This is a genomic window from Pseudoalteromonas sp. SWYJZ98 (assembly GCF_015864495.1).
Lineage (GTDB): Bacteria > Pseudomonadota > Gammaproteobacteria > Enterobacterales > Alteromonadaceae > Pseudoalteromonas > Pseudoalteromonas distincta.
The window spans coordinates 187692-194329 of the sequence record NZ_JADYXA010000005.1 but is presented as its reverse complement, the minus strand read 5'-3'; the positions used below and the strand labels follow the sequence as shown (position 1 = coordinate 194329).

6 protein-coding genes and 1 pseudogene are annotated in these 6638 nt (G+C 38.3%); 2 read left to right on the top strand and 5 right to left on the bottom strand.

The window, feature by feature from the left end:
- Positions 1-119: 119 nt before the first annotated feature.
- The 5 genes and pseudogenes from I6F10_RS06310 to I6F10_RS06290 all read right to left on the bottom strand — a co-directional run.
- Positions 120-2099 (bottom strand): annotated as a pseudogene (locus I6F10_RS06310) (nSTAND1 domain-containing NTPase); the annotation flags it as partial.
- 175 nt (positions 2100-2274) lie between these two features.
- Positions 2275-3102, bottom strand: coding sequence for a mechanosensitive ion channel family protein (locus I6F10_RS06305; RefSeq protein ID WP_197098629.1), 828 nt, complete (start codon positions 3100-3102; stop codon positions 2275-2277).
- 38 nt (positions 3103-3140) lie between these two features.
- Entirely contained in the window at positions 3141-3884 is a 744-nt protein-coding gene (locus tag I6F10_RS06300) for an LrgB family protein (RefSeq protein ID WP_197098628.1), read from the bottom strand.
- Positions 3877-4230 (bottom strand): CidA/LrgA family protein, encoded by a 354-nt coding sequence (locus I6F10_RS06295; RefSeq protein ID WP_002958731.1) that lies wholly within the window; start codon positions 4228-4230, stop codon positions 3877-3879. Before I6F10_RS06295 ends, I6F10_RS06300 begins: the two co-directional genes overlap by 8 nt.
- Before the next feature lie 71 nt (positions 4231-4301).
- Positions 4302-5093 (bottom strand): crotonase/enoyl-CoA hydratase family protein, encoded by a 792-nt coding sequence (locus tag I6F10_RS06290; RefSeq protein ID WP_197098627.1) that lies wholly within the window; start codon positions 5091-5093, stop codon positions 4302-4304.
- Between the two features lie 367 nt (positions 5094-5460).
- Here I6F10_RS06290 and I6F10_RS06285 point away from each other — a divergent pair, with 367 nt between their 5' ends.
- Together I6F10_RS06285 and I6F10_RS06280 are read left to right on the top strand one after the other, a co-directional pair.
- Positions 5461-5781, top strand: a complete 321-nt coding sequence (locus I6F10_RS06285; protein ID WP_002958729.1) for an HI1450 family dsDNA-mimic protein — start codon at positions 5461-5463, stop codon at positions 5779-5781.
- Positions 5782-5823: 42 nt separating this feature from the next.
- Positions 5824-6636: a DUF481 domain-containing protein gene (locus I6F10_RS06280; protein ID WP_024597159.1), complete on the top strand. Its 813-nt coding sequence runs from the start codon at positions 5824-5826 to the stop codon at positions 6634-6636.
- Positions 6637-6638: the final 2 nt, after the last annotated feature.

Sequence of the window (6638 nt, the reverse complement as noted above, 5' to 3'; positions counted from 1 at the left end):
GTCAGTTGTTTGTAATGTCTCATTGTAAAATCTCTTGCCGGAGAAAAAGTAGTTAGCTTATGAGCAACTGACCACTTAATCTAGCCAAAACAAGTTATGCACTTACAATTTGAATCTAGGTCAGTAAAATACTCAAGTGCTTTATTACTAATACCATCAAGTAAGTCCATACGTTCAACGCTACGTAATTTATCGGCAAAGTCGCCGACCATAAACCCCAGTAAGCTTTCGGCCTCAAGCTGTTTTTTTTGCGCATGTTGTTGGGCTTTAAAACTAGTGAAGCTCATTAATAACGCGGTAAATGTAAGTAAGCACAATAAAGTAACGGTCACTCGTTTTGCTCTTATCTTTGTTTTTGTTTTTTTTACAGAGCTTTTGATAAGAGCATGCTCGTTATCATCTAATTTAAACAGTTTGTCGTTAAGTAATAGCTGCGCTTCTTGTAGCGGTTTACCTGGCGCTAGGAGGTAAGCACTACTTTTACCTTCATCTACCCAATTTTGTGCTTGATGTTGTAAACGACTTTTTATTGCTAAGGCATCTTTATGGTCATTAATCCATTGTTTTGCGCGCGGCCATTGACGCAATAATGCCTCGTGAGCAAGGCTAAAACAGGCTTCTTGGTTTTGTAAATGCGATACAAATAAACGGCTATCGACCATGGCTTGCACAAGCTCTTTTTGGCTTGTGTTTGTTAATGTTTGCCAGCGGGCAGCGCGGCTCGTAATGGTTTTACCATCTGGGTTTAAAGTGATCAGTTGTGATAATACGCTTTTTAGTTGCTGCTGTTGCTCATTACTAAGGTCAATAAATATATCTTCTGCTTTTTTGCCTATGGCGCCCTCAATACCCCCGAGTTTTTTGTAAACACTGTGCAGTAGCTCGTTATTATCACTGCGCTGTAAGTACAGCTCTTGCAATGTGTATTGCAGCATGGGCAATGCATCGGGGTTATTGGCGGTATCGGCGCACAATATTTCATCCAGTGGTGTTTGAGTTTGTGGGTCATTGGAGAACGTTAAATTAGCGGTTAACGCTGGCAGGCGAATAATTTGTTGGAGTTCTTGGCGGTTTGGCGGTGTTAAATCGTAGTGCGCGCCATGAGCTTTGCCTGCCATTAAACTTGGTTGTTCAACCACTAAAGGGTAAAAGTCGTTACGACACGCACTAAATACAATCACAGCTTTAGAGATTGCTAAGCGTTCAATAACCGATAAAAAATGGCTGCGTGTTTCGCTACTAAATATAGGAGAAGAAAGCAGTACTTCTAAGCGGTCAATAAATAAAAATAACTGGGGTGTTTTAAGTTGTGTAGAGGCTTTACTAAGTGCAGCTTGTATGGCGTTAATTACGCCATCTATTGCCAATTCTAGTTGCTCTGCAAGTGTTTGCGCGCTTAATCCTTCAAACACAGGCTGGGCGTTTATATCCCAATCAAGTAATGCAGAAGCTAAGTCTAGAAAAAGTCTATTTTTATGCACATCTGCAAAGTCGATCTGGGTGTAGGAAATGACCCCGATGCTATTATAGCCTCGCTCATCTAGCAGTTTTGGTAAAATTCCAGCATTAACAAGCGAGGATTTACCTGTACCACTAGGGCCAAGTATTAAGCAAAAAGCACGACCGTAATTTACCTGGCTAGATATCCTTTCCAGCAGGGTAGCTATAGATTGGGTACGGCCAAAAAAAACGTGGGTATCATTTGGGTTATATGCACGCAGGCCTAAGAAAGGGGATCCTCCCTGCCATGTACTTTTAGTGCTTGGGATAGGATCTGCTAACGGAAAAGATAATTTTGCAATAATGCGGTAGCCACGTTTACGGATAGTTTCAATATAATGTGGTTCATTGGCTTTATCACCGAGCGCTTTTCTTAGTTGAGTGATAGTTTTATGTAATGGATTATCGCCAATATCAGTATTTTTCCAGCATTTATTGAGCAATTCATCGCTGCTTACAATGTCGCCATTTTGTTGACACAAATGCAATAAAACTTCCATCGCTTTGGGCTCTAACTGTTTGGCTTTACCAGTGAGTTGAATTGAGTTAGTTGAAGGTGTTACTTGCCAATCGCCTAGGTAGAAGGGGTTGCGCATCATCATTACTCATTATTGTTTTTTATTATTAAAATTAAGTGCGTATTGATATTTATTAACACTATTTATATGGCAAATAAATCTATAACACAACTATTTGAGTTTATTCTGAGCAGAGGGGGGGAGTAAAGGATGAGCTTGCAGATATGCAAGCTCAAAATAAAAATAAATTAGCTTTCTAGGTCGCTTTGTTAATTGTAATGACGCGTTGAGGGAATGGAATTTCAATATCAGCGTTATTAATTGCTTTATAAACACCACCGTTAATAGCCAGTTTGGTTTCGATAATTTTAGTAGTAGGCACCCAATATCGGTAGCTTATTGTAACACCGCTATCGGCGAAGCGTTCAATACCCACTTGTGATAACGGATTTTGTGCGACTAATTCATGTGCTTTAAGTACGTCTTCAATGAGGCTAATCGCGTTATCAGAGCATGCACTATAAGCTATATCTATTTCACCTTTGACCAATGAGTAACTAAATGAGTTATGAAGTATTTCACCCACTATGTGCTTATTTGGAATGGTGATTTCTACTTTTTCTTCATTGATTAAAATAGTGTAGCCAAGCTCAATTGTTTTAACTTGGCCGCTTACATTTTTAACTTCAATAGTATCACCAACAACAAAAGGTCGCGTGGCTATAATGGCAAGGCCTGCACCATAATTAGAAAGCATTCCTTGTAGTGCTAAACCTGCACCTAAAGACGCAGCACCAATGGCTGCTACAAATGGCGTAACGCTAATACCTATTTTGCCAAGTGCAATAATTATAACCATTACAATGAGCAGTACTTTTACCACGCTACTGACAAAGTTTGTGAGCGTAATATCAACGTTATGGCGGGTCATTAACGCGGCTACAAATTTGGCAAGCTTTTGTGCTATCCACAAACCAATGAGGACGATAAAAATAGCGCCAACAATTTGCATACTGTAGGTAACCATATACTCAGTAAGCATGGTGTAATATTTTTCAAACTGTTCGATTTCAGAACTGATCATAAAGCGCTCTATGTTAGGGCTATGTTGTATTTTTCCAACTATAGCAAAATGTTGACTAAAAATGGATATAACAGCGGCACTATAATCGCTGTTAATAAAGCACTTAGTGCCATTGCAACTGATGAGTAAGCGCCTACTTTTGGATGCTCAGCAATAGCAGCAGCGGTCCCAATTGCATGGCAAGCTGCGCCCATGGCAACGCCTTGAGATTCGTGATTAAAAATATTAATGAGTTTAAAAAGCATAAAACCAAATAAAGCGCCTAGTAAACCAATAAAAATAACTAAAGCCGCAGCAAGTGAGCTAATCCCTCCTAACGAGTCGGTAACAATTAAAGATATTGGGGTCGTCACACTGAGTGCGGCAACAGATGCACTTAGCTGCGCTGGCGAATTAAATAATATGCTTAGCAAAAATGCCACAACGGTTGCGTTAACAATACCTAAGCTACATGTTGCGACTATGAGTAATAGATTTTTTCGTACGTGTGTAAACTGCTGATATAAAGGAAGCGCTAAAGCTACAATCGCGGGCTCTAATAACCAGCTTAGTAATTTGCTGTGCGTGGCAAATTGCGTATAAGGCAAGTTTAGATTAACGAGTAATAAAGCAATAATACTAATACTTAAAAATACGGGGTTGGTGAGCGATTTAAATACGCTGTTTTTTATACTTTGGTTTACGGCCCTTAGTGCTAAAAATAATACAATAATAAAAGGAATACTTAGCCACCATAAATTAGGCTGTAGCTCTGAAATAGCGGAAAAAGTAAAATTAGTCATTATTTTCTCTTCCCTTAAAGTACGCAATTACACTGCTAACAAGCAATAAGGTAGTTATAGGGACAAGCACCACAACTGATGCTAAAAATGCCCAGTGCGATTTTATAAGGCCGAGATGCTCAATAAATCCCACACCCGCTGGAATGAAAAAGATAGGCATAATATTTAAAATAGGGGAGGCGCATGGTTTTATATGTTGCTCTTTTACAATACCCGATAAGAGTAAAACTAATAAAATAACCATAGCGAGTAACGGTGCAGGAAAGCTTCCACCAATAAAGTGCATAATGAGTTTAGCACAGGCTAAACATAGTAAAATAATAGCGCTACTGAGCAGATATTTCATCAAAGTGGCTCACAGAAAAGATAAGAGCTTAACTTTAACAAATCAAACTCTTTTATGCATTGTGCAATAGTCTACCAGTGCTTTGTATTTGCGTAGGTTATATCCGCTTTTCCTTTTGCTTTAACAATTGCTTTTTTAGTGTTTGGGTTTAGCAGTAAGCGAATTTGGCTGAAAGTTTCTTTAGCGAGTATTTTTCGTTGGTTTGGTTTATAGCTAAGTTGTGTAACACGTTTAATAGCAGCAAGCGTATCGGGTGAGCGCTCAAGTAATGTACTGAGCATGTTTTGAGTGGCTTGTTGAGTATCATCGGTAAGCTGAGTAACTAAACCTAGCTCATTTGCTTGTTGTGCTGTGATTGGTTTTGCGTGGCTTGCAAGCCAAAGGGCTTGGTCACGCTTAACTAAACCGCTCATCATTACATTGGCGCCCATATCGGGGCACAACCCCCAACGCGCTTCCATAATGGCAAGCTTGGCATCAACATGGACAATCCTGTAATCGGCACCCAGCGCTATTTGTAATCCACCCCCTAAGCAGTTGCCATCAATTTGTGCAATAACGGGCACGCTGAGTGATTGCCAGCCTAATACTACTTTTTGCGCTAAATTTTGATTGCCAGGTAACCATTTAAGCAATAATTTTATAATATTCAATGGTGCCGCCATTACGGCTGATATATCAAGCCCTGCACAAAAATGCTCGCCATCGCCTTTTATTACTACAGCACGAATACTGCGATCTCTTTTTATGTTTTTAATGGCTTTGTTTAGCTCTACAAACATTTCAAAGCTTAATGCGTTTTGTTTTTTTGCTCTGCTAAGCGTGACGGTTGCAATGCCATTTTGTTTTTCTAGTTTTATCATTACACACTCCTCTGACCTGTTAGTTGAGCTTATGTTGTTATAAGAATTAAGTAAAGTGACGGTATTTTTTAAATAAATGGAATTTATTGCTAAAGCTGTAGTCTTAAAGGGTTAGATTTAGATGAGAAAAAGCTAAACAATTAGAACTTGAGATAATAAAATTTTTTACGTTGTTATTTTAAGCTTAAATTAAAAAAGTAATCTTGATATTCAATGGGTTAGTTAAATTGTTATTTATTGTTTGAGCTGTATGCTGAATAAAGTATGACTCAGTTACAAAAAAGTCAGTGTTTTAGGCTTTTTTTTATCAAAATGATGATGAGATTTGATAATATAGCGCAACTTAAAAGCTTAAGGTTAAGCACATATGTCGGGTCCACGTTTATATACGGTAGAAGAAGCTACTCACCAAGCTTATGATATTTTTTTAGAGCTAGCGCCAAATAACTTGAGTGATAAAGATGTTGAAGACTTTAATGAGTTTAGAGAAGACCTAGGCTTTATTGAAGAAGACGAGCCAGACGATCAGTGGCAAGATTTTGTTGCCCTTGAGATAGAGCCAGAGCACTTTATTCAGGTGCTAGTTGGTTTAGAATTTGAAAATGATGATGTTTTGTTTGCTAAAATTTTGATTAGTCGTGATAAAGATGCTCCGTTTTGTCATATTTTATGGAAAGAGAGTGAATAAGCAATACCGCTTATTTTTATAATTGTGTGCAGAGAGAGTGTTGTGCGTAAGTATTTATTTTTAATTTTTTTAATAATTAGCTGCCCAAGTTGGGCTGTTGATCCATTTGAAGATTTTCATGAATATGGCAAGCTCTCTGATGAAGAAATTCATGAGTTACACAAAGGTGATATGCTTTACGGTGATACTGAATTTGGTTTTATTCTAAGTAAAGGTAACACCAATTCGACCAGTTTTAAGCTCAAAGGTAATTTATACCAAGATTTTGAAAAGTGGCGTAACCAATTCAAAATAGACTCTCTTTATAAGCGTGATGAGAACGATGAAAGCGGTGGCACTGATGTTACAGCTAATCGTATTTTTGTATCAGCGCAAGGTAACTATAAAGTAGGTGTTAAAAACTCCTCATTTTTTATTTACGGTGATTACGAAGAAGATGAGTTTAGTGGACTTGATTTTAAAAGCACGGTGGCGACAGGCTATGGTGCGCGTGTATATCAAGGCTCTAAAAACAAAGTAGATATTGATATAGGACCTGGTTTATACCGTTCAGTCGCCGATGAGGATTCGGATGTGAGCGAAGATGAAATTGATAAAACCGGTTATTTAGTACGTGTTGCAATGCAGTGGGAACGTTTAGTTTCTAAGCGTACTCGTTTTAATCAAGATGTGAGTATAGAGCAGTCGCTTTCAGGTCTTAATTCTCGCTTAAAATCGGAAACCGCACTGATAAGCCAAGTGATTGGCGCGGTATCACTCAAATTTACCTACATGTATCGTTATAATTCAAAACCCGAAGATGATAAACTCAAGTTTGACTCAGAGCTGAGTGCTACATTGGTATACAGCTTTTAAGC